Raw genomic sequence first — 18187 nt, 5'->3', positions numbered from 1 at the left:
GTTCACTCGCCCGGCGCCAACCAGCGCAGGCGAGGCCCCCCCCCCAGCGAGGGACCTCCTGGCGCGAGGGCCAGCGGTTGGAGGTACAGCCCCCGCCGCTCACGCGTCCACCACGCACCCGTGCGCCGACGCTCCTCCACGTCCGTCATGCGGTAGTCGTACAGCACCGCGCGCACCTGGCGGGGCGGCGCGTCCGGGAAGGGGTTGCGCGCGAGCAGGGACAACACCTCGGGCGAGCCCTCCAGCAGTCGCGCCAGGAACATGATGAACCAGCTGGGCGGCGCGCTCAGCGCGGCGAACCACATCTGCCAGTCGAGCCGGGGTTGATGCGGCGCCACCTGCACGGGCGGCCGGGTGACGTCGTCCACCTTGTAGCGGAAGCCATAGGGCTCCCAGTGCTCGCCGTCGCGAGAGCCCTCGACGATGATTTCAGGCCGCTCCACCGTCATCACGCTGAAGAGCCCATAGCGATTCACCGAGCGCAGCGGGCGTACGCACCCGTGCAGCCACGACAGGGAACGCTGAACCCGCTCTGGCAGACGCGCGCTCCGCTCGAACCGCAAGAGGATGTCCGCCGCGCCGAGCACCAGCAACGGACCGAAGAGCCCCGCGCTCACGACCTTGCCCCAGCCCGCGCCGCGCCTCGACGGGGGCGGAGGCTCGCGCAGGAAGGGGAGCATCCGCCTCAGGCTCACGTCGTCCAGGAGCCACAGGCCGAGCACCAGCGATTGCACGTTGAAGAAGCCGTAGTTGCCCGTAGCCATGATGGCGAGCTGGAGCGAGGAGAACGCGCCGAACGCGAGCTGCCTCGGCCGACGCGGCGCGAACACGAGCGGCGGCAGCGCCACCTCCAGCGCGAGCACCGCCGCCGTCGACACACGCTGCAGGCTCACGGGCAGATGATGCGCGGACCATCCACCCCGCGTGGGCAGGGGCGCGGTCTCGTAGTAGTGCCGACACGCCGTCAGCTCACGCCAGGTCCTGTCCCCGGACTGCCACTTGCTCAGCCCCGAGCCGAAGTAGAGCCGGAACACGAGCAGCCGGAAGAGGAACACCTCCAGCGACGTGGGCGATGCGCGCCCCAGCCCCGGCCTCACCCCCGAGGGCGCAGTGAGCGCGGACAGCAGGCCCATCTCCAGCAGCAGGACATCCCACTGGAACGAGAGGAACTCACGCCCCACCGCCGCGTACGAGAGATACAGGCCCCACAGCAGCGCGAGCGCGCTCCGAGGCGCGACATTGAAGATGACGGCCAGCGAGAGCAGCTGCCCCACCCGGCAGCCTCGCAGCAACGCGGCGTCGGAGGCGTCGAACCAGAACACGGTGGGAAGCCGTCTCCAGCGCTCGAGCGCCGGTTGCTCGCGCAGGTCCGACTCGACGAGGTCCTTCACGGGACGGATGCCGCGCGCGCCGAACAGCCCCAGCACCTGCGGCCGCAGCGAGGTGAACGCGATGAGGAACACGCCTCCCGTCAGTCGCAGGAAGAGCCAGCGCACCTGGCGTCCGTCCCGGGGAACCACCGTGCGCCCGAAGAGCCAGCGGTCCACCCGCGAGGCCGCGCGGCGATTGCGCGCGATGACGCCGTAGACGACCTGGGACACGCCCAGCACTCCCGGCAGCAACCCCAGCTTCGCCATGCCGCGTGTCAGCCAGCGCGGCGAGCGGGCGAGCGCGCGGAAGACCGCCTCCGCACCCTGCGTCACCCGGCCCGAGGGCTCCACCAGTTGCGTGGCGCGGCGCATGTTCCGCCGGGGAATGCCGAGCAGCAGGAGCAGCCAGCTCCGCCCCGGCAGGAAACGGACGCCCCCGTCGCTGCGCTGCTTCCACCGCGCCACCCAACGGCGGCAGAAGCCACAGTCCGCGTCGTACAGGAGCAGCGAGGGACCCTGCTCGAGCGTGTGTGAACCCACCATGAACGAAGCATGGGCGCGGCCAGGGAGTGAGGCCCGTCACCCGGGTTCCGACGGTGGTCGCTCCAGGGCCGGGGTGGCGGGCGGGCGAGCGGGAAGACCTGGTGCCCCCTGGACATCGCCGGGGGGTGCCTAGCTTCACCGAATGAGTGAGCCGAAGGGGAAGGCGAAGCGACTGGTCGAGCTGGTGCCGGGCATCCACCACTGGACCGTGACCGACAACCGCATCGGCGGCACGCGCAGCGATGCCTACGCCGTGGTGGACGTGGATGGCTCCGTCATCCTCATCGACCCGCTGCCCATCGACGAGGCGAAGCTGCGCGAGCTCGGCGATGTCACCGCCATCATCCTGACGGCGGGGAACCATCAGCGCTCCGCGTGGCGCTTCCGGAAGGCGTTCGGCGCGCCGGTGTGGGCCCCGGAGAACGCGTACGGGCTGGAGGACAAGCCCGACTTCATCTACGTGGCCGGAGACACGCTGCCGGGCGGACTGCTCCCCTTCCACACGCCTGGACCCGCCGTGGCCATGTTCACGCTGTGGATGCAGAAGCATCCTCGCGGTGTCGCCTTCATCTCGGATTTGCTGACCCACGACAGCCAGGGCACGCCCGAGTTCGTCCCCAGCGAGTACCAGGATGAACCCCTGCGCACACGGCAGAGCGTCCAGCGCATCCTCGACCACCTCACCGTGGACGTCCTCTGCTTCGCGCACGGCGAGCCCATCCTGAAGGACGGCGCGAGCGCGCTACGCCGAGCACTCCAGGAGGACATGGACGCCCCCGCCGCGCCCTCACCGTGAGCACGGCGGAGTCACTCAGGTCACGTCCTCGCTCACCAGGACATGGCCGTCTTGAACCCCCGGAGGCACCAGGTAGAGCTGCTCGCCCGCCTCGGCGCGGTCGAGCAGCACACTCAGCTCCGCCAGGTCCGTGACGGCGATTCGACGCGAGTGCGGCAGCGACAGCCGACGCGCCATCGCCTCCGCCACGCGCGCGCCGTCGGACAGGTCCGTCTCGTAGACGAACGTCCGCTCGCCGTACTCGTGTCCTCCGGGGACCCGGCCCACCAGTCGCAACGGCCCCAGTCGTGAGTGGACGCGAACGCTCGGGTTGTCCCACTGGGCCACGCCGCGCAGCCGCTTCGCGCGCAACATGCTCAACGTCAGCGTCTTCACCCACGCGCCCGCGCCCGTCCCCGGCAGGAAGCTCAACAGCGACACGCCGATGAACAGCCCCGGCGTCACCGAGGGCGCCGCGTAGTACGCCGCGCCGATGGCCGGGTCCTCGTCCTCCAGCCCCAGATGCGCGCGCGCCTCCAGCTTCAGCATCCTCGCCGGACAGCGCAGCAGTCCAATCGCTCCCGGCATCAGGTACAGGTCCGACAGCACCCAGCGCGGCACGCCGATGCCCCCAAACGCGAACTGATTCAGCGCGAGGTACTGCGCCGCCAGCGACAGGTTGCGCTCCGCTGGCAGGTACGTCGCCGGCAATCCCAACGGAGACAGGTCCATCGACTCGGCGTGCTCACCCGCGCCCAGCGCCAGGAGCGATACGCCCGGGTGCGCGGAGAAGAAGGCCTCCGCCTGTCGCGTCAAGGCCTCGGTGTCACGCATCGGCTTCGATGTCCCTCGCCACGGCCGCCAGGCGGGCCTCGTCCGGGATGCTCACCGCCCCATCCTCCACCACCGCTCGCGACACGAGACAGCGCGAGGAGCCACCGCCCTTCTCGCAGAGCTCCCCCATGTCGAGCGACACCACCCGCATCCCCAGCGCCTCCAGTCGGGCACGCACCGACCCGGGCACCACCGAGGGCGCGAGCAGCTCCCGCCCCAGCGGCAGTCCATTCGTGGCGTAGCGACGAATCTCGTCCTCCGTCACCACGAGCAGCCGCGCGTCACCGAAGCGCTCACGCAATCGGGCGAAGGACTCGGGCGCGATGACCTCCGGGCACACCAGCATCCGGTCCACCGCGGGCAGTGGGAGCAGCGCCATGTTGCCGTGGAACGCGGGCTCGCGGACCTGCACGCGCACCACCTCCCCTGGGAACCAGCGCGCCGCGGCCTCCAGCCCTTCGAGCGTCGTGCGTCCGCCCCAGAACAGGAGCGTGACACCGTCGAAGTGCGCCACATCTCCGTGCGCCTCCCAGATGCCCACGCCCGGGTCCACCACCTCGAAGCCCATGCGCCTGGCCAGCGAGGCCCAGTGCTCACGCTCCGCGCGCCGGTGATCGCTCATCATCCGGGGCAACACGAACCAGGGTGCTCGTCCCTCGCGCGCCACCACCTGTCCACACTCCGCCGCGTAGGGCATGCCCGTGAGCAGCTCCGACGGCGAGGTCAGCGCCACCACCGTGCCGCCGCGGGCCTCGATGGCTCGCGCCAGGGCCAGCCACTCGCGGCGGGCCTTGCGCGCGTCCACCTGCGGCGCCTCGCGGCTGCGGAAGTTGTTGCGTCCTCGCAGTGCCCAGCCACGTCCCGGCGGCGACATGAGGAAGAGTTCCATGCCCCCTGGTTCTACCCGAGAGCGCCCGGCTCCTGCACCGCCACGCACAAGGCCACCGGCGCACACCGAACGCAGGCGCAGGCCCGGCGACATTCGTGCTGGTCCCGGGAAGCGGCCAGGGCGGACCCTCCCTCCGAGAGAGCACCCCGCTCCGGCACCGTCGTGCACAAGGCCACCGGCGCGCACTGAACGCTGGCGCACGTCCGACGACATTCGCGCTGGCCCCCGGGACACGGGCAGGACAGGCTGTCCCTCCCCGTGGACGAGACGAGCCTGCCCGAGCCCGAAGCCCTGCGGTCCCTCTTGCGGACCGCCCTGGAACTGCCAGCCCTCCAGCCGCATGCGGCGCGCTTGGAGCGACTCGTGGACGACTACGCGCGCGGCGTGGCGAGCCGGGACGCTCCTCTCGCCGTGGCGCTCGTGGGCGCCACCGGCGCCGGCAAGTCCACCCTCCTCAACGCGCTCGCGGGGCAGCCCCTCTCGCGCGAGGGCGTGGACCGCCCCACCAGCACCGTCGCCACCGTGTTCGCCCCCGAGGGCGCCGCGGCCGACTCGCTGGCCCAGTCCGGCGCCCGCGTCACGCGCTACCTGCCCGGCCCCCAGGCGCTCTGGGGCGGACAGGTGTTCATCGACACACCCGACCTCAACAGCGTGGCCACCACGCATCGCGACGTCGCACGCGCGGCGCTGGAGCGCGCGGACGTGGCGCTGGTGGTGATGCACCGGGGCAGCGTGGCGGAGGCCACCCAGGTCCAGTTCCTCACCGAGTTCGCCCGCCGCCGCGCGCTCGTGTTCATCCTCAACTTCGCCGACGAGCTGTCCGCCGAGTCGCGCGAGACGCTCAAGGCCCAGGTGCGCCGCGTCGCCTCGGAGCAGTACGGCCTTTCGCCCCAGGACGTCCCCGTGTTCGCCATCAGCGCGCAGGCGGCGAAGGACGGCCGTGACGTGTCCGGCGAGTTCGGCCCGCTCCTCTTCCACCTCCGAGGACTCGCCACCCAGGCCATCGCCGCGCGCGTGCGACGCGGCAACGCGATGGGCGCGCTGGAGGAGGTGTCCTCGCGCGTGAAGGCCGCGCTCGAGGAGACGGAAACCCTGCTCGGACGCACGCGCACGGCCCTGGGCTCCGGGATGGAGAAGGCCTCCGAGGGCCTGCGCGAGGACTTCGACTCACGCCTCAAGCTCGCGCATGGCCACCTGGCCGCGGAGGTGCGACGACAGGCCGGTGGACGCTTCTGGGGGCCCGCGGCGTGGGGCCTCCGGCTGTCCCTGTGGGGCGCGAGCGGCCTGGGCGCGGCGGCGCTGGTGGGACGCGCGAGCCTGCCCGCGGGGCTCGCGGTGGCGGCGGCCTCCACCGTGGTGGACGCGGTGCGAGGCCACACGCGCGCACGCGCCGCGGAGAGCACCGTGGTGGAGCCCTTCGAGGACGACTTCGGCGTGGAGTCCGCGGCGCGCACCGCGCTGGCGGAGGCGCGCAGCATCGCGCGGGCCGGAGGCCTGGAGCCCTCGGTGCTCGGCGTGCCGGAGCTGGACGTGCTGCTCGACGAGGTGCGCGCGGCGCGAGCGTCCGCGTGGCGCTACACCGTCACCACGGGCGTGGGGGAAGCGGTGGCGGGATGGTGGCGCACCGCGCGATGGCTGGTGCTGCCACTCATCAACCTGCCCTTGCTGGTGCTGCTCGGACACGTGGGCTACCGCGTGGTGCGGGCCTACGTGGAGGGCCCCCTGTTGCCGTTGGACTACTTCGTCAACGCGGGAGCCCTCTTCGCGCTGCTCGCCGGAGCGGGCGCGCTGCTGGCCTCAGCGAGTCTCGCTGGGGCCGCTCGCCGTGCGGGCTCGGGCGGGCGCGCGCGCTTCGTCGAGACCCTGGCCACCCTGGGCCGGCGGCTGGGAGAGGCCGTCGATGATGGCCTTCGCCCCGGGCGGGAGGCCGCGCGGCGAATCCTCGCGCTCCGGTGACATGGACACCACGGGCTGGCCCGGCGTGTGCGTGCCGTCCGTCGTGGCCATGAGCGTGTCGCGGCCGGACTCGCGGCAGATGGGCGCGGCCACGCGCGTGTCGCGCACCGGGTCCCCGTAGCCAGCGATGCGCGCGGGCACGGACGGGTTGTTCCAACCCTTGCCCACCTCGCGCGCCACCTTGAAGTGCAGGTGCGCGCCGCACGCCCAGCCGGTGGAGCCGGAGAAGCCGATGAGCTGCCCCTCCTTCACGCTCTCGCCGGGCTTCACCACCACCGCGCTGAAGTGGAGGTACTGCGTCTCCAGCCCGTCACCGTGCGAGATGACGACGTAGTTGGCGTAGGGCGCGAACTTCTCGTCGCAGCCACCCTTCGTGCTGTCACCGCGGGCCAGCCGCACGACCCCGTCACGCGCCGCGACGATGGGCGTGCCGTCCGGCATGCGGAAGTCCCAGGCGAACGTGTCGTTGTGCTGGTGACTGCCCGTGTCGTGTCCCTGGCTCACCGTGTGGATGCGGCCACAGGCAAACGGGACGCCCACTTCCGGCAGGTCTGCCGCCGGAGAGGCCATCGAGTTGGAAGCCGCTGGCGCGGACGCCAGGAGGGAGCCGACAAGGAGAGCGGAGGAAAGGTTCATATCGGGCCGGCGGACAACGGAGACAAGTGCCTGGGGTATTTCCCAGACGAATTATCTCGAACCCGCGAGGACTATCACCAGGGCCTCTCGGGCTCGCCTGCCCGGCCGCTGGGCCATGACCCACTTCCTCCGAGGACGAATCGCGCCATGGCGGACGTGCACCTGTCTGCTCGCCCGCCCGAGGTCCCGCCGCGAAAAGCCTCGAGCAGGGCACGCTTGCGACAAAGGTCGGCGCATGTCTCACCGTCTCGGCGGGAGTGGCCGCGTGGATCACCCTCTCGCACGCGCCCGCCCAGGGCTCACGAACTTAGTGACTGGTCACTCATTAAGTCCGGCGTTATGCTTGGCGTGACGATGGCCCCCAAGACCCCCACCCCGGATCGCAAGGCGGCGCGCCCCGTGCGGCGCACGCAGCAGGAGCGGCGCGAGACGACGCGGCGCAAGCTGCTGGACGCGACCATCGAGACGTTGGTGGAGCTGGGTCACGCCCGGCTGACGACGGTGGAGGTGGCGAAGCGAGCGGGCGTCTCCCAGGGCGCCCTCTTCACGCACTTCGACACGAAGGAGGAGCTGCTCGCCGCGGCGGTGGAGCACCTCTTCCCCCGACTCATCCAGGACTACCTCGCCGGCGTGGGCGCGCGGCCCTCGGGCAAGGACCGCATCGCCTCGGCGGTGGACATGTTGTGGGCGGCGTACCAGCGACCGGAGCTGCAGGCGGCCATCGAGCTGTACGTGGCGGCGCGCACGGACGCGGAGCTGCGCGTGGCGCTCGCCGCCGTGGACGGTCCCCACCGCGAGAACATGCACCGGGTGGCGCGCGAGCTGTTCCCCGACGTGGCGTCCTCGTCTCCGGAGTTCCACGCGGTGGTGGAGCTGGCGCTGGACGCCGTGCAGGGCGCGGCCGTGGGCGGCAGTGCCCGTCCGAACGACCCGGCCCACCGCGGCATGCTGGATGCCCTCACCCGCTTCATGCGCAGCGCCTTCTCTCCTCCGACACCGCAACGAGCGCGCCCACGCCCCAGGTCCTGAGCTTCATTGAAGGAGGTGTCCCATGGACGCCACGCACATCCCCGACCTCATCGCACCCGCCATTCCCGTGTTCATCCTGACGGTGGTGGCCGAGTTCTTCTGGGTGAAGAAGCTGCGCGAGGAGAACGCCGCCATGGTGGGGCACACGTGGAAGGACTCGCTCGCAAGCCTCTCCATGGGGCTGGGCAACGTGTTCATCAACGTGGTGTGGAAGGGCGTGGCCTTCGCGGGCTACCTGGCGCTGTACCAGCTGACGCCGCTGCGCATGGGCACGGGCGTGCTCGCGTGGGTGCTCCTCTTCTTCGCGGACGACCTCTGCTACTACTGGTTCCACCGCGTCCACCACGAGAGCCGCTTCTTCTGGGCATCACACGTGGTGCACCACTCCAGCCAGCACTACAACTTGACGACGGCGCTGCGGCAGACGTGGACGCCTCCGACGAGCTGGGTGTTCTGGGCGCCGCTGGCGCTGCTGGGCTTCTCGCCAGTGATGATTGTCGTCCAGCAGTCAGTGAGCCTCTTGTACCAGTACTGGATTCACACGGAGGCCATCGGCCGGCTGCCGCGGCCGCTCGAGTGGGTGCTCAACACGCCGTCGCACCACCGCGTGCACCACGCGGCCAACCCGCGCTACCTCGACAAGAACTACGCGGGCATCCTCATCATCTGGGACCGGCTGTTCGGCACCTTCGAGCCGGAGGGTGAGAAGCCCGTCTACGGCCTCACCAAGAACCTGAAGACGTTCAACCCGGTGCGCATCGCGTTCCACGAGTTCGCCTCCATCGCGAAGGACGCGGCAAAGCGAGGCTCGCTGCGGCAGCGGCTGAGCTACATCTTCCGCAACCCCGCATGGAAGCCAGCGGACTCCTCCACGCCGCGACAAGGTCCGCCGAGTTCGGAACCGGAGACAGTGAGCCCCTCGGCCTGAGGCCGGGGCCCATTCGGCTTCCCACGGCCGCTCGGAGGCGCTAAGCCACCTGGCACTTTTTCTTCGCGCGAGCCCCCAGGAGGAGCCATGACCGAGCGTGAGCTGTGGGAGCGGTACCAGCGTTATCTGAGCGTCGTCCCGTCGCTGGGGTTCTCCCTCGACGTCTCGCGCATGGGGTTCGCGGCGGACTTCCTGGAGCGGATGCGGCCTCGGCTGGAGGAGGCCTTCAGCCAGATGGAGGCGCTGGAGAAGGGCGCCATCGCGAACCCGGACGAGAACCGCCGCGTGGGGCACTACTGGCTGCGCGCGCCGGAGCTGGCCCCGGAGCCCGCGCTGTCGAAGGACATCACCGACACGGTGGCCGCGGTGCACGCCTTCGCCCGGGACGTGCACGAGGGGAAGCTCAAGCCGCAGAAGGCGGCGCGCTTCACGCACCTGCTGCTGGTGGGCATCGGCGGCTCGGCGCTCGGGCCGCAGCTGGTGGCGGACGCGCTGACGTCGCGGGACGACCAGATGCAGGTGTCGTTCTTCGACAACACGGACCCGGACGGGATGGACCGGGTGCTGGGGCAGCTGGGCAGCAAGCTCGCCGAGACGCTGACGGTGGTCATCAGCAAGTCGGGCGGCACCAAGGAGACGCGCAACGGCATGCTGGAGGCCGAGCGTGGCTATCAGGCGCAGGGGCTCGACTTCAGCAAGCACGCGGTGGCCGTCACGGGCGCGGGCAGTGAGCTGGACCAGCACGCGAGGAAGCAGGGCTGGCTGCGCATGTTCCCGATGTGGGACTGGGTTGGCGGGCGCACGTCGGTGATGTCGGCGGTGGGCCTGTTGCCGGCGCGGCTGCAGGGGTTGGACATCGACGGGATGCTCGCGGGCGCGCGGGAGATGGACGTGGCGACGCGGCAGCGCGACGCGCTGAAGAACCCGGCGGCGCTGCTCGCGCTGATGTGGTTCCACGCGGGCGACGGGCGCGGCGTGAAGGACATGGTCATCCTGCCGTACAAGGACCGCCTGCTCCTGATGTCGCGCTACCTCCAGCAGCTGGTGATGGAGTCGCTGGGCAAGGAGAAGGACCTGGACGGCAAGGTGGTGAACCAGGGCATCGCCGTCTACGGGAACAAGGGCTCCACGGACCAGCATGCGTACGTGCAGCAGCTGCGCGAGGGGGTGCCGAACTTCTTCGCCACGTTCATCGAGGTCCTCAAGGACCGGGACGGTGAGTCGATGGAGGTGGAGGGCGGCATCACCAGCGGCGACTACCTGCTGGGCTTCTTCCTGGGCACGCGCCGCGCGCTGTACGAGAAGGGCCGCGAGTCCATCACCCTGACGGTGCCGGACGTGAGCGCGCGCACGGTGGGGGCGCTCATCGCGCTCTACGAGCGCGCGGTGGGCCTGTACGCGAGCCTGGTGCACATCAACGCGTACCACCAGCCGGGCGTCGAGGCGGGCAAGAAGGCCGCGACCAGCGTGCTGGACATCCAGAAGAAGCTCACGGCGCGGCTGAAGGAGGCCAAGGCGGAGGCGCGCTCGGCGGAGCAGCTCGCGGCGGACATCGGCCAGCCGGACGAGGTGGAGACGGTGTTCAAGGTGCTCCAGCACCTGGCCGCGAACCCCGGGCGCGGCGTGCAGCGCTCGGGCGGCGCGAGCCCCTCGGAGGCCCGCTTCCACGTGAAGTGAGCCTCGTGGTGGAGCAGGCCCGGTGACCTCGAGCACCGGGCCCAGAGACTCTGACGTCTCCTCACGAAACCCTTGGCGGAGACCCATGTCGTTTCTCTGGTTCACCCTCAAGGCGTACCTGTTCGACGTCCTCTACTCCTATGCGGTGGGGCTGTGCTTCGTCGCCTTCGCGCTGGCGGCCTCGGCTCGTTCGCGGAAGGCCGCGCGCGGGCATGACGGTGACGCCGCCACCTCCGAGGCCGCGAGGCGGACGGAGAATGTCGTCATCACCAGCGTGTTGTTCATCCTCTGCTCGGTCCAAGGGTTGATTCTCGCGGGAGCCGTCAAGGCATCGCTGGAGACTCGCCCCGAGGCGTGGTGGCTGTTGTGGTACGTCGTCGGCTTCGGCGCAGCGCTCCCGGCCGGGCTCAGCGCCGTTCAGCGCGACAAGGACAACGCGACCTCGCAGAGCCTCTGCTACCTGGGCGCCGCGGGGAGCTATCTCGCGGCATGCATGTGGACTGACCTCATCCCCGCCATGCTGCTGAAGGTCTCACGGCTCCTCGCGGTCTAGGCAGGCTCGTCAGCCGACCCCCACAGTCGTCGAGCCTCCTCGACGAAGAGGTCCGGTGAGTCAGCGCTCGACCGCGAGCAGAGGGTGTCACCTGCTCCCAGCGGATGCATGGGGGCACCCTGCCATTCGCCGTGCCCACAAGTGGCGCGAACGAGGACTCGATACCGCGCCCTCGGGACGGGGCCGCTCGCTCGCGCACTGAGCCTCCGCACATCACTGTCCCTCGCGAGTGGAGCTCCGCTACATGCCCTGGCAGCGTGCGCTCCGCGTCTCATGACTCGGCGCGTCCGCACGATGATGCTCCGAACAAGCCACGCTCCTGACCTCGTCGCTCAGCGCCCGCGCGACTCCGTGCCGGACAGGCCCGCCTTCTCGCGCCGGCACACCTCCGCCACCCAGTCCGCCGTGGCCCGCACGCGCAGGCTCCGCTGCAAATCCTTGTGGAACGTCAGCCACAACGGCCGCTTGGCCAGCACCTCCGCGCCCACGCGCGTCAGCCGCACATCACGCCCACCCGTGAGGCACGGCAGCAACGCCACGCCCAGCCCCGCCGCCGCGGCCTCGCGCAGCGCCGACGTGCTGTTGCTCTGCAGCAACCGACGCCCTCCCGCCGTCACCCGCTTGAGCTCCTCGGACTCCTCGCCCGACGTCAGCCCCGTCCGGTACACGAGCACCGTGTGTCCCTTGAAGTCCCCGGGCCGGGGCGCGCCGTGTCGCCGCAGGTAGCCTTGAGACGCGTACATCGAGAACGCCATCTCGCCCACCTTGCGCACCACCAGCGCGTCCCCTCGCGGCGGCACCAACCGCAGCGCCATGTCCGCGTCCCCCCGCTGGAGGTCCACCAGCTCCGTCCCCACCAACAGCTCGACGTTCAACCCCGGATGGCGCGCATGCAGCACGCCCAGGTGCGCGGCGAACAACGCCTGCGCCAGGTGCTCCGTCGCCGCGATGCGCACCGACCCCTCCACCCTCGCCTCCGCCGACACGGCGTCATGCAGCGAGCGCAGCGAGTCCTCCATCTCCCTCGCACGCGCCACCACCGCCTCTGCGTCCTCGGTGAGCCCCAGCGTGCGCGAGCCCCGCAGCACCAGCCGCGTCCCGAGCGCCTTCTCCAGCGCCGTCAGCCTGCGCCCCACCGTGGTCGCATCGACGCGCAGCTCCCGCGCCGCCCCGGCGAGCGAGCCCTGGCGCGCCACGGAGAGCAGGTAGCGCAGGTCGTCCCATCGCATATCCATGCCTGCAATGGTGCAGCAAAGTCCTGCATTCCCGCAGCACTTCCAGCGCTATCTCGGACGGGACGAAGCCGCGGACGCCCAGGCAGGCGCCGCATGAAACACAGGAGAACACCATGTCCATGGCTCATGCGCCGGTGCTGGAACAGGACGCGGGCCCCACCGTGCGCGACCTCCCCCAGGAGGAGCGACTGACGGTGGCGGATGCCAGCCCGAGCACCGGCGTCCCCTTCCGACTCCAGGCCCTGGACGGCTACCCGCTGTCCGCCACCCTCTTCCCCCACGAGGGCGCGGAGGTGGGCGCGGTGGTGCTCATCAGCAGCGCGACCGGCGCGCGCCAGCGCTACTACGCGCGCTTCGCCGCCTTCCTCGCCCGGCGCGGCTTCCCCACCATCACCTTCGACTACCGCGGCATCGGCGGCTCCCGCCCCGAGAAGCTCGAGGGCTTCGAGGCCACCCTGGAGGACTGGGGACGCCAGGACCTCGCGGGCGCCATCGCCGCCGTGCGCGAGCGCTTCCCCGGCCGCAGGCTCCTGCTCGTCGGCCACAGCGTGGGAGGCCAGCTGCTCGGCCTCGCCGAGAACGCTCGCGAGGTCTCCGCGCTGCTCACGGTCGCCGCCGGCTCCGGCTACTACAAGCTCTTCCCCCAGCGGCTGCGCATGGCCCTCAACTGGCGCGTGCTGACGCCCGCCCTCACCCGCGCCTTCGGCAAGCTGCCCGGCTGGGCCGGCACCGTGGAGGACCTGCCCGCGGGCGTGGCCCGCCAGTGGGCCCGCTGGTGCCTGGACCCCAACTACCTCCTCAGCGAGGGCGGCGAGCCCCGCCGCGAGTCCTACGCGTCGCTCTACCTGCCCGTGCGGGCCTACAGCTTCTCCGACGACCCCATCGCCTCGAAGGATGCCGTGGAGCACCTGCTGGGCTTCTACGCGGACGCGCTCGTCGACCACCGCCGGGTGACGCCCAAGCAGGCGGGCCACCCCATCGGCCACTTCGGCTTCTTCCGCGAGGGCTCCCGCGCCTCTCTCTGGGAGGAGGCCGTGGAGTGGCTCGCCATCCAGGCCCTCACACCCCGGCCGGTGAACCCCCGGTAACCGGACCCGGCCGTCGAATGTCGGGCAACCCCCACACTCCGTCCCATTCCCCCCATGTGCCCTGAAGTAGAACGCGGGCCCATGAACCTGGAGCTCAAAGGCAAGGCGGCCCTCGTGACGGGGAGCAGCCGGGGAATCGGTCGAGCCATCGCGGCGACACTCGCCAAGGAGGGCGCTCGGGTGTGCCTGAGCGCTCGCGGCGCGGACGCCCTGGAGGCCACCGCGAAGGAGCTGCGCTCCTCGGGCGCGAGCATCGCCACCGTCGTCGCGGACGTGTCCACGAAGGAGGGCGCGAAGGCTGCGGTGGACGCGGCGGTGGAGGCGTTCGGCTCGCTGGACATCCTGGTCAACAACGTGGGCGGCAGCGGCGGCGCGGGCGCGTTCGACATGGCCACCGCCGAGCAGTGGTCCACCGTGCTCCACGGCAACCTCCTGTCCGCGGTGTGGTGCAGCCAGGCCGCCGTGGAGGTCATGCGCGCCAACAGCGGCGGCTGCATCATCCACATCAACTCCATCTACGGCCGCGAGTACGCCACCAGCGCCCCCTACACCACGGCCAAGGCGGGCCTGACGGCGCTCACCAAGGAGATGGCCGTGGACCTGGCGCGCCACCACATCCGCGTCAACGGCGTGGCCCCCGGCTCCATCCTCTTCCCGGGCGGAAGCTGGGACAAACGCCAGAAGGCGGACCCGGAGAAGGTCGCACGCATGGTGCGCAACGAGCTGCCCTGGGGCCGCTTCGGCACCCCCGAGGAGGTGGCGGACGTGGTCGTCTTCCTCTGCTCGGAGCGCGCCCGGTGGGTGACGGGCGCCACGCTCCCGGTGGACGGTGGACAGGGCCGCGCCTTCTGAACGCGGCGGACCCCCAGCGTCATGCTATGCAGGGCCCTCCCCTGGGGTCTTACATTGCTGAAGCTTTACAAGAAGGAAGGCGACCGCCTCCGTTACTGGGAGGCGTGGGTCCATGAGGGCGTGCTCACCACGCACTGGGGCTTCGTCGGCGAGGTGGGCGAGCAGAAGGACGCGCCGCTGCCTCCGGAAGAGGACCCCGACTTCGCCATCGCCGACGTGGCCGGCCCGCTCATCGAGGAGGGCTACGACGAGGTGGAGCCCGACAGCCTGTCCACGCTCATCGTCCAGTACCCCATCGAGGGCAAGGGCACCGGCCACGACGTGGAGAAGCGCGTCGCGGTGGAGGAGCTGCTCACCGACGCGCTCGGCTGGACGGGCAACGGCGAGGTGGAGGGCGGCGAGCTGCGCGAAGGCCACCTGCGCGTGTACTGCCTGGTGATGGACGAGAAGGCCGGCGTGTACACCGTGCTGGAGGCCCTCGACTCGGAGGACCTCGCGGACGACGTGAGCGTGCTGGTGGCCAAGGGCGACGAGGAGCCCCGCGTCGCCTGGCCCCAGACGCCCTGAGCGACGTCAGGCTCCGGCAGCCCGCACCTGCGGCACCGACTCCACGCCAGCACCCGACGACACGCGGTGCCAGAGCTGGTGCGAGGTGATGAGCAGCACGAACATGGCGACGGGAACGGCGGACTTGCCCGCCGGGTCCCCCATGGCCGTGTGAGACACCGCCGCCGCCACGAAGTCGATGGCGAAGCCGGCGTAGGCCCACTCCCGCAGCGTGCGCGGCAGCGGAGCCCACAGCGCCAGCACGCCCAGCACCTTGGCGATGCCGAGCATGGTCCGGAAGTAGGCCGGGTAGCCCAGGTGCTCGAAGGCGGCCACCATCGGCGGCGCGTCGGTGAGGTACATGAAGGCGGAGCCCGCGGCGGACAGCGAGACCAGCGCGGTGACGACCCAGTACGCGACTTTCAGCTTCATGCACACGCCTCCAAGGAGCACATGGGCTGACTCGCAGCCCCCCGCGCGCGACGATACGGGTTACAAATCCGCGGTCGCAACCGGGCCAACCTGACCCGCCCCCTCGGCCTCCACGAGGTGCCGGCCGTCGTACGGCCGGTCCGGCCTGCGCCCCCGGTCCAGCTCGTCCCGGTCGAGCATCCCATCCTCGTCCTGGTCCACGCCGATGCGCCGCTCGGAGCCCGCGGGCACCACGGTGTAGGTCAGCTCCGCGCCGGGGCGGATTCCCGCCAGCAGCAGATACGCGCCCACCTTCTCGGAGGCGCGGTCCGACTGGAAGACGCCGTTGCCCTCGTAGGTGAAGCCGCGCGGCTCACCCTGGCGCACGCCCTTGGCCACCAGCCCCACCTTGCCCTGCTCGGCCAGGGACATGAACTGGAGCACGCGCACGAACTGGGCGGGCGTCGCCGAGGACAGCGTCACCTGCTGCCCCACCGCCGCGTGGGAGTCCTTGGAGTCGGGCCCCGGCGGCAGGAACATGTCCGTGGCCGAGCCGCGCGGCAGCTCCGAGCCCGCGAAGGACAGCAGGAGCGCGGTGAGGTCCGCCACCTCCTGGTCGCTCTCCGGGTTGAAGGTCGGCTCGGTGATGAAGCGCGACAGCGAGTCCACGCTGCCGTCGTGGATGAAGGCGAAGCCGGCCAGGCTCTCCTTCTGCGTCAGCTCCATGCCGACCTTCTCATAGAGGTTGCGCAGCTGCGGCACCTTGAGCGTGACGTTGGTGCTGCCGTCGGTGGACACGAGCGCGTGGTGGGACTCGCCCATCGCGCCCTTCGGCAGCGGCATCCACATGGCGCCGTTCCACTGCATGCTCACCGCGAGCCCCGACGGGAAGGTGTGGCAGGTGTTGCACGCGAAGAGCCCCTGGGCCAGGAGGCGCGGCGGACGGAACAGCGCCAGCCCCCGCGTCGCGTCTCCGTTGGGCAGCGGCGTGCCCACGGGCGCGAAGCGGCCCGTCGTGTAGTGGCCCGGCAGCGGCAAGTCACGCGGCAGCGAGTTGTCCAGGTTGCGGAACGGGTTGGGCGGGAAGGTGAGCGTGGCGAGGAAGGAGCGCAGCTCGCTCATCTCGCGCGGGGTGAGCTGGGTGTCGTCGCCCTGCAGGCCCTCGAAGGCGGGGTTGAACTCCTCCAGGCTCGCGCGGTCTCCGCGCCAGTGCAGCGGCTCCTTGCCGATGATGTCCTGGAGCGTCTGCGTCGTCATGGGGCCCTTCATCGGGTGCCACGCCTCGAAGGGCGGCAGCGGCAGGCCCATGCCCAGGTTCTGGCCGTCCAGCGCCTTCACCGTCCCGCTCGGGTCGCCCAAATCCCACGCGAGCCGGTCCATGCGCCCGTCCACGTGGCACGACGCGCAGGACACGTGCCCCAGGCCCGACGTCTTGTGCGTGTCGTAGAGGTGCTTGCGGCCCACCTTGATGGCCTTCGGCGACGGGTCGAAGAAGGCCACGCGCGACAGCTCCTCCAGCCGGTCCGCGTTGAGCACGGAGATGCTCGCGCCGAAGTGGTTGAGCACGTAGAGCCGCTCGCGCCCCGCGTCGAGGACGATGCCCGTGGGGCCCTCGCCCACCGCCACCTGCCCCAGCCGAGAGCCGCCCTGCCCCACCGCCACCACGTTGTTGGAGCCCAGCCCCGTCACGAAGGCCCGCGTGCCGCGCGCGTTCCACACCACGCCGCGCGGGTCACCGAGGGAGAGGTCACGCACCGACTGCGGCACCGTGGGCGTGGCGTAGTCGAGGTGGGGGTTGAGGTCCTTCACCGTGGAGGAGGACGGCCGGCGCGGGTCCACCGTCGCCATCAGCACGCGCAGGAAGCGGCCGTTGACGTTCGGCTCGAAGCGCACCTCGTTGCGCGCGTCCGTGCCCACCACGGTGACGCTGCCGGAGGGATGCACCGCCAGCGCCATGTTCAGGTTCATCAGCCGCGTGGCATAGGTGACGTCGAGCGACGCCGTGTCGATGATGGCCAGGTCCCGGTCCGGCAGGTCCCAGCCCTGGAGGCGACCGGACGCGGAGGCATTCGCGCCGCTCACCAGGTCCGTCCAGTCGCCCCGGTTGTCGTCGAACCACTGGCCGCGCCCGTTCTTGCGCACAATGAGGCCCACGGGCGGAGGCGGCGGGTTGGAGGGGTTTCGCGCGGGGACGAACGAGGTGCCCGCGTTGGGCGGAGGATTCACGCCACCGTAGGGGCCGCGCGCGTCGCTCACCGCGTTGGGCGGGTACGCGTCCGGAATCAGCGAGCCGCCGCCGAGGATGGTGGTGCCGTTGCCGGACTCGAAGATGGCGGCGTAGACGAAGCGGCCGTCGGGGCTCACCGCGAGCGCGCGCGGGTCCTCGCCCTTCAGGGTGAGGCGGTGGGGCGTCGCGTCGGGGCGGCGCGGGTCCACCACCAGCACCCGGTTCACCTGGGAGCAGGTGATGAAGGCGCGCTCGGGGCGGCCGGCGAAGACGACGTCCGCGGGCTCGTCATCGGTGTGCACGGTGGCCGTCACGGTGGCGCGTCGCAGGTCGACGATGCTGACGCTGTCCGAGACGTGGTTCACCACCCAGGCCTCGGTGTTGCTCCTGGCCCGCACCGACACCGGGTCCAATCCCACGGGGATGGACGCCAACAGCGCCAATCCCTTGCGCGACGTCGTGTCGAACACCAGCAGCCGGTTGTCCGCCGTGTTCACCGCCAATAGCAATCTACCGTCAGGAGTCAAATCCAGCGGGTGCACATGGGGGGTCTCCCAATTCACGAAGGACTCACTCGCGTGAGACATCCCCGGGAGCAGGAGCGCGACGAAGCACAGCGACACGACCGCGCGACGGAC

General features: G+C 71.0%; 15 protein-coding genes and 1 pseudogene. 9 read left to right on the top strand and 7 right to left on the bottom strand.

Annotated elements, in window-relative coordinates:
- Window positions 1-2: 2 nt before the first annotated feature.
- Window positions 3-1913 carry a lipase maturation factor family protein gene (locus VZQ01_RS23320; protein ID WP_426744577.1) on the bottom strand — a complete coding sequence of 637 codons (1911 nt, stop codon included), beginning with the start codon at window positions 1911-1913 and terminating at the stop codon, window positions 3-5.
- Window positions 1914-2055: 142 nt separating this feature from the next.
- On the opposite strand from VZQ01_RS23320, the gene VZQ01_RS23315 reads away from it, so the two are divergent.
- Entirely contained in the window at window positions 2056-2709 is a 654-nt protein-coding gene (locus tag VZQ01_RS23315) for an MBL fold metallo-hydrolase (RefSeq protein WP_141325702.1), read from the top strand.
- A gap of 15 nt (window positions 2710-2724) precedes the next feature.
- Here the strand turns inward: VZQ01_RS23315 and VZQ01_RS23310 are convergent, their stop codons facing one another.
- Complete coding sequence (locus tag VZQ01_RS23310) at window positions 2725-3522, bottom strand: hypothetical protein (protein WP_223782867.1); 798 nt, start codon at window positions 3520-3522, stop codon at window positions 2725-2727.
- Window positions 3515-4411, bottom strand: a complete 897-nt coding sequence (locus tag VZQ01_RS23305; protein WP_408888867.1) for a dimethylarginine dimethylaminohydrolase family protein — start codon at window positions 4409-4411, stop codon at window positions 3515-3517. Before VZQ01_RS23305 ends, VZQ01_RS23310 begins: the two co-directional genes overlap by 8 nt.
- A gap of 258 nt (window positions 4412-4669) precedes the next feature.
- On the opposite strand from VZQ01_RS23305, the gene VZQ01_RS23300 reads away from it, so the two are divergent.
- Window positions 4670-6367 (top strand): GTPase, encoded by a 1698-nt coding sequence (locus tag VZQ01_RS23300; RefSeq protein WP_408888866.1) that lies wholly within the window; start codon window positions 4670-4672, stop codon window positions 6365-6367.
- A gap of 231 nt (window positions 6368-6598) precedes the next feature.
- Here VZQ01_RS23300 and VZQ01_RS23295 read toward each other — a convergent pair.
- Window positions 6599-6808 (bottom strand): annotated as a pseudogene (locus VZQ01_RS23295) (M23 family metallopeptidase); the annotation flags it as partial.
- A gap of 549 nt (window positions 6809-7357) precedes the next feature.
- Between VZQ01_RS23295 and VZQ01_RS23290 the strand changes: the two are divergent.
- The 4 genes from VZQ01_RS23290 to VZQ01_RS23275 all read left to right on the top strand — a co-directional run bounded on the left by VZQ01_RS23290 (window position 7358) and on the right by VZQ01_RS23275 (window position 11190).
- On the top strand, window positions 7358-8032 hold the full coding sequence (locus VZQ01_RS23290) for a TetR/AcrR family transcriptional regulator (protein WP_223782869.1): 675 nt from the start codon (window positions 7358-7360) through the stop codon (window positions 8030-8032).
- A gap of 22 nt (window positions 8033-8054) precedes the next feature.
- Window positions 8055-8960, top strand: coding sequence for a sterol desaturase family protein (locus VZQ01_RS23285; protein WP_141325707.1), 906 nt, complete (start codon window positions 8055-8057; stop codon window positions 8958-8960).
- A gap of 87 nt (window positions 8961-9047) precedes the next feature.
- On the top strand, window positions 9048-10637 hold the full coding sequence (locus tag VZQ01_RS23280; RefSeq protein WP_426744573.1) for a glucose-6-phosphate isomerase: 1590 nt from the start codon (window positions 9048-9050) through the stop codon (window positions 10635-10637).
- Window positions 10638-10722: 85 nt separating this feature from the next.
- Window positions 10723-11190, top strand: a complete 468-nt coding sequence (locus VZQ01_RS23275) for a hypothetical protein (RefSeq protein ID WP_141325709.1) — start codon at window positions 10723-10725, stop codon at window positions 11188-11190.
- Window positions 11191-11522: 332 nt separating this feature from the next.
- Here VZQ01_RS23275 and VZQ01_RS23270 read toward each other — a convergent pair whose 3' ends face one another.
- Window positions 11523-12425: a LysR family transcriptional regulator gene (locus VZQ01_RS23270; RefSeq protein ID WP_426744571.1), complete on the bottom strand. Its 903-nt coding sequence runs from the start codon at window positions 12423-12425 to the stop codon at window positions 11523-11525.
- Between the two features lie 113 nt (window positions 12426-12538).
- Here VZQ01_RS23270 and VZQ01_RS23265 point away from each other — a divergent pair, with 113 nt between their 5' ends.
- From VZQ01_RS23265 to VZQ01_RS23255, 3 genes are all read left to right on the top strand, one after another.
- Window positions 12539-13513, top strand: coding sequence for an alpha/beta hydrolase family protein (locus VZQ01_RS23265; protein WP_426744570.1), 975 nt, complete (start codon window positions 12539-12541; stop codon window positions 13511-13513).
- A gap of 81 nt (window positions 13514-13594) precedes the next feature.
- The gene (locus tag VZQ01_RS23260; RefSeq protein ID WP_141325712.1) at window positions 13595-14365 is read left to right on the top strand and encodes an SDR family NAD(P)-dependent oxidoreductase; all 771 of its coding nucleotides are present in this window, start codon (window positions 13595-13597) and stop codon (window positions 14363-14365) included.
- A gap of 54 nt (window positions 14366-14419) precedes the next feature.
- A complete protein-coding gene (locus tag VZQ01_RS23255; RefSeq protein ID WP_223749568.1) occupies window positions 14420-14932 on the top strand; it encodes a hypothetical protein in 513 nt (170 codons plus the stop codon).
- A gap of 6 nt (window positions 14933-14938) precedes the next feature.
- Here VZQ01_RS23255 and VZQ01_RS23250 read toward each other — a convergent pair whose 3' ends face one another.
- Together VZQ01_RS23250 and VZQ01_RS23245 are read right to left on the bottom strand one after the other, a co-directional pair.
- Complete coding sequence (locus VZQ01_RS23250) at window positions 14939-15343, bottom strand: DoxX family protein (RefSeq protein WP_141325714.1); 405 nt, start codon at window positions 15341-15343, stop codon at window positions 14939-14941.
- Window positions 15344-15403: 60 nt separating this feature from the next.
- Entirely contained in the window at window positions 15404-18046 is a 2643-nt protein-coding gene (locus VZQ01_RS23245) for a hypothetical protein (protein ID WP_426744567.1), read from the bottom strand.
- Window positions 18047-18187: the final 141 nt, after the last annotated feature.

It is taken from the genome of Myxococcus faecalis (assembly GCF_050039385.1).
Lineage (GTDB): Bacteria > Myxococcota > Myxococcia > Myxococcales > Myxococcaceae > Myxococcus > Myxococcus fulvus.
The sequence above is the reverse complement of the archived record's forward strand: the minus strand, read 5'-3'. Positions and strand labels throughout refer to the sequence as shown.

Bases quoted from the DNA above. Each gene is read 5' to 3' on its own strand.
- VZQ01_RS23270 (WP_426744571.1), bottom strand. From the start codon at position 12,425: ATGGATATGCGATGGGACGACCTGCGCTACCTGCTCTCCGTGGCGCGC.
- VZQ01_RS23265 (WP_426744570.1), top strand. From the start codon at position 12,539: ATGTCCATGGCTCATGCGCCGGTGCTGGAACAGGACGCGGGCCCCACC.
- VZQ01_RS23290 (WP_223782869.1), top strand. From the start codon at position 7,358: ATGGCCCCCAAGACCCCCACCCCGGATCGCAAGGCGGCGCGCCCCGTG.
- VZQ01_RS23250 (WP_141325714.1), bottom strand. From the start codon at position 15,343: ATGAAGCTGAAAGTCGCGTACTGGGTCGTCACCGCGCTGGTCTCGCTG.
- VZQ01_RS23285 (WP_141325707.1), top strand. From the start codon at position 8,055: ATGGACGCCACGCACATCCCCGACCTCATCGCACCCGCCATTCCCGTG.
- VZQ01_RS23320 (WP_426744577.1), bottom strand. From the start codon at position 1,913: ATGGTGGGTTCACACACGCTCGAGCAGGGTCCCTCGCTGCTCCTGTAC.
- VZQ01_RS23305 (WP_408888867.1), bottom strand. From the start codon at position 4,411: ATGGAACTCTTCCTCATGTCGCCGCCGGGACGTGGCTGGGCACTGCGA.
- VZQ01_RS23275 (WP_141325709.1), top strand. From the start codon at position 10,723: ATGTCGTTTCTCTGGTTCACCCTCAAGGCGTACCTGTTCGACGTCCTC.
- VZQ01_RS23280 (WP_426744573.1), top strand. From the start codon at position 9,048: ATGACCGAGCGTGAGCTGTGGGAGCGGTACCAGCGTTATCTGAGCGTC.
- VZQ01_RS23310 (WP_223782867.1), bottom strand. From the start codon at position 3,522: ATGCGTGACACCGAGGCCTTGACGCGACAGGCGGAGGCCTTCTTCTCC.
- VZQ01_RS23315 (WP_141325702.1), top strand. From the start codon at position 2,056: ATGAGTGAGCCGAAGGGGAAGGCGAAGCGACTGGTCGAGCTGGTGCCG.
- VZQ01_RS23260 (WP_141325712.1), top strand. From the start codon at position 13,595: ATGAACCTGGAGCTCAAAGGCAAGGCGGCCCTCGTGACGGGGAGCAGC.